Here is a 3,996-nt window from a genome sequence, read left to right as displayed (position 1 = left end):
CTCTTATGGGAATGCCTGTCGAGGAAGCGCATCGCGAACTAAGTGATGCCGGCATTCCTTATCTGGACGCCGAGGTTGGGAACGGCAGCACGGAGGATCTGACATCACCGGACCTCGATGAGATGGGCGGCATAACGGAATCAGGTGGCCATGAGGAAACAGATATAGCTCCTACATCAGTCGACGATTCTGGCGAACAGGTCGGCGCTCGTGGAGGCAAACACGGAAATCAGCAACTCGATACGTCAGAGCCCCCACCCGGAGGAGAGCCAGTAGAGCGATCTGGGCGTGGGGCGGAATCCGGCGTCCCACGACGGGGCGTCACTGAGCAAAATGGTTTAGCAACTGGCGTCGGTAGCAACAATGTCCCCGGTGAAGGCGAGCGGCGCGCCAAGAAATTCCGCCCCAAGCACAAAGAACAGTGGGATCGACGGCTGCTTTCCTATGTTCAGCAGAAGCAGGACGGCGACTCGGAAACGGACGATCAGGACAATCCATCCGAGCACAACCTGGCCGTCGAGGTAGTGGCCCGCAGCGCCGTGTGCGCATACGAAAAAGAACGGGGTCGTGTCGCCGAGCAGATGGCTCAAACGCATCCTGGGTACGACATCATCAGTCGCAACCCCCTTACCGGCGAGGATCGGTTCATCGAAGTAAAGGGCGTCAACGGTGAGTGGAACCAGACGGGCGTAGGCCTTTCACGGCTCCAATTCAGCAATGCCCAGGACTACGGCGACCGTTACTGGCTGTACGTTGTCGAGTTTGTTTCCGATCCAGAACATATTCGCGTACACCCCATCCGCAGTCCGGCTACTCAAGTCACGTCATTCATGTTCGACGGCAACTGGCGGGACGCAGTGACAGATGAGCGAGCCGACCCTTCGTCGCTATTTGCGCCGGGTGTTCGGGTTCATCACCAAGACATGGGAACGGGGACGATTCGCGATGTTGTTTCTCGTGGAAACACGAAGCTTCTGACGATACTGTTTGATGGGAAGTCTCAAGCGACACCCAACGTGACCTTGAACTTGCATCGCATGCGCATTGTGGAAGAGACCGATGACGACAATGATGCCTGATCTCTCTGAGGCGCAACTTAATGACCTGCCATCGCAAGCCGAGGCGAAAGTCTACCGAGCACTGAGGGACAAACTTCCGCAGGATTACGTCGTCTTTTTTCAGGTTGGCTGGATACTGCGACGAGAAGAGGAGCAAGCAAAGGATGGGGAAACCGACTTCCTGGTTTGCCATTCCGACCACGGCTATCTGTGCATTGAGGTCAAAGGCGGTGGCGTGGGTTTTGACGCGGCCAGCGGCGAATGGTTTTCGGTAGACCGCCATCAGCAGAAGCACCCCATCAACAATCCGATCGGCCAGGCACTTAGGGCCAAGTACTCGATTCGATCGAAACTGAATGAGCACCCCCGATGGCACGATCTTTCCCTTAGAAATGTGCTTCGTGGCCACGCGGTGTTCTTTCCCGACGTTGGCGACACGAACGTACTTAGCCGCCCGGACATGCCTGCTGTACTGATCGGTTCGGCGAAGACTCTTCTGGAGCCAAAGGCATGGATCGACAGCGCGTTCGCTTACTGGGGTAACGACGCGGGGAGCTTCACCCCCATCGGCCGTCGCGGCATTGACGTGGTTCGCGAGGTATTCGCGAGATCTTTCGTCGTGGCGCCGCTTGTGGCGTCGCGCCTCGCCGAGCAGGAGGCGCGCAGATTGGTTCTCACAAAGGACCAGATGCGAGTTCTTGATTTCCTGCGCTCTCACCGAAGGGTCGCAGTCAGTGGCGGTGCCGGCACGGGCAAGACCGTTCTGGCGCTCGAAAAGGCCCGCCGCCTCGCCTCGGAAGGTTTCAAAACACTGCTCACTTGCTACAACAGACAACTGGCCGATCACCTGTCGAGCATGTGTGCCGGGACGAGCAATCTGGACGTGATGAGCTTCCATCAGCTCTGCCATCGACAGGTCGAGCGAGCAAATCAGGCGTCGGGGCGGGATCTCGTTACGGAAGCGAAAGTGACATACTCGGGTAAAGACCTCTACGACGTACAACTGCCCAATGCTTTCGCCTACTCCCTTGATGTCCTTCCGGACCGCTACGACGCAATCGTGTGTGATGAAGGACAGGATTTTCGCGAGGAGTTCTGGGTCCCATTAGAGCTTCTGCTTTCCGACTACGAACGAAGCCCGCTGTATGTCTTCTATGACGACAACCAGAATATTTATGCGCGTGCAGGTACCTTTCCGATACGCGATGAACCGTTCACGCTGACGACGAACTGCCGGAACACCGCGCCAATTCATTTGGCTGCGTACAAGCACTACAAAGGGGTGCCAGTCAGCCCCCCTGATATCGAAGGCGATGAGGTCCAAGTCGACGCGTCGCCCGGTCGAGATGCTCAGGCAGCGAAGATCAATTCGCGAATTGTTGATCTTGTTGCTCGTCAGGGTGTCGCCCCCGGTGACATCACGGTCCTGATAGCGGATGCGCTGCGCAAGGCCGACTATTACGCGACCTTGCGGCGACTACCATTGCCCAAACCGGCAATCTGGCTCGAGGAGGGTGTTCGAAGTAGCAACACCGTCCTAATCGACACGATTCAGCGCTTCAAAGGGCTTGAGTCCCCGGTCGTCATCCTCTGGGGCCTGGATACGATTGATTTGGCGCGTAGCGAGGAGCTGCTCTATGTCGGCATGAGCAGAGCCAAGTCCCTGCTGGTGGTTGTCGGGACGGCGGCGACCTGCACAAATTTCAGAGGGGCAGCGCAATAGTGAACTCCAACCCGATCGAGAAGTTTGCGTCGGTCCTCTGCGATCCGCGCCAGCCAATGGTGCGCGACCCGCGCCTATTGATGGACGCAAGCGGCGACGTGAAGATCTATTACGCGCCATTCGAGTACATCAACCCCAGTGCACGGATCGTTCTGGTCGGGATCACGCCGGGCCCCACCCAGATGGTCAATGCAAACAACGAGGCGCGGCGCGCACTTCACGCCGGCAAGTCCAGCACGGAAGCGATCCAGGCTGCCAAGAGCGTCGGCGCGTTCAGTGGCGAGCCGTTGCGGAGCAACCTGATCAATCAGCTCAACCATTGGGGCTTTCACAAGTGGCTCGGCCTGAACGATTCGGCCGACCTGTTCTCCACCTCGCGACACCTGGTGCAGACCACCTCCCTCCTGCGCTATCCGGTGTTCGTCAAGGACGACGATTACCGTGGCTCACCGGACATGACCAAGCGTCCCTTGCTGAGGAAGTACCTACTGGAGAACTTCGCGGCGGAGGTCGAGGAACTGAAGGATGCCGTGTTCGTCGGGCTCGGGCCGCAGGTCCAGAAGGTGCTGGATCGTCTGATCCAGGAGCGGGTCCTGAAACCCGACCGGGTGATTGGCGGCATGCTGCACCCCTCCGGCAACTGCACCTACCGGATCAATTACCTCATCGGGGACAGAAGCGCTCCGGTCCCCCACGCCACCAACCCTGTGCCTTACGACCAGGGCCGGCGAGAATTTCGGGAGCGGTTCGTCACCGCATGATCGAAGGTCGGGTGAGTCGATGCGGACGCGGGTTCAATTCCGCCAATGGGAATCGAACTGGCGTCCTGTCTGATGCACTTGGCTGGTGACCCCGGCCGGGCAGAACTGGTAGGATTGTTGGCAGTTGGGGCTGGATTCCGCACCTTTCCGCAGGAGTTCGCAGCGGTTCTAAGGCGCTGAGTTACATAGGTTTGGCGCAGGGTTCCACGCCTCCACCAGCAGAAGGTTGCGGGGCATTCCAGAATGCACCAGCAACCGCACGAACAGGGGCCTCCGGGCCCCTTTCTTGTTTGAGGTTGGCATCCTCCCCGGGGCCTGAAGGCCGGAGATTCCTACGGCGCTCAGGCACGGAATTGAGCCGCCCCTGAGTCGCTTCGGTGGGTTCCTGCTGCTGGCAACCTGACTGCATCGCTCACTTCACAGGCGAACCGGGCGTGTCCCGCCCTTAAAACGT

At 58.8% G+C, this 3,996-nt stretch carries 3 protein-coding genes; all 3 read left to right on the top strand.

The window, feature by feature from the left end:
- A partial coding sequence (locus LQ952_RS15440) for a protein NO VEIN domain-containing protein (protein WP_238623506.1) occupies positions 1 to 1,079 on the top strand: 1,079 nt, incomplete at its 5' end.
- The gene (locus tag LQ952_RS15435; RefSeq protein ID WP_238623505.1) at positions 1,060 to 2,781 is read left to right on the top strand and encodes a DEAD/DEAH box helicase; all 1,722 of its coding nucleotides are present in this window, start codon (positions 1,060 to 1,062) and stop codon (positions 2,779 to 2,781) included. The genes LQ952_RS15440 and LQ952_RS15435, both read left to right, overlap by 20 nt.
- Entirely contained in the window at positions 2,781 to 3,542 is a 762-nt protein-coding gene (locus LQ952_RS15430; RefSeq protein WP_238623504.1) for a hypothetical protein, read from the top strand. Before LQ952_RS15435 ends, LQ952_RS15430 begins: the two co-directional genes overlap by 1 nt.
- Positions 3,543 to 3,996 lie beyond the last annotated feature (454 nt).

Source organism: Ectothiorhodospira lacustris (assembly GCF_022227785.1).
Classification (GTDB): Bacteria; Pseudomonadota; Gammaproteobacteria; order Ectothiorhodospirales; family Ectothiorhodospiraceae; genus Ectothiorhodospira; species Ectothiorhodospira lacustris.
The sequence above is the reverse complement of the archived record's forward strand: the minus strand, read 5'-3'. Positions and strand labels throughout refer to the sequence as shown.

Bases quoted from the DNA above. Each gene is read 5' to 3' on its own strand.
- LQ952_RS15435 (WP_238623505.1), top strand. From the start codon at position 1,060: ATGACGACAATGATGCCTGATCTCTCTGAGGCGCAACTTAATGACCTG.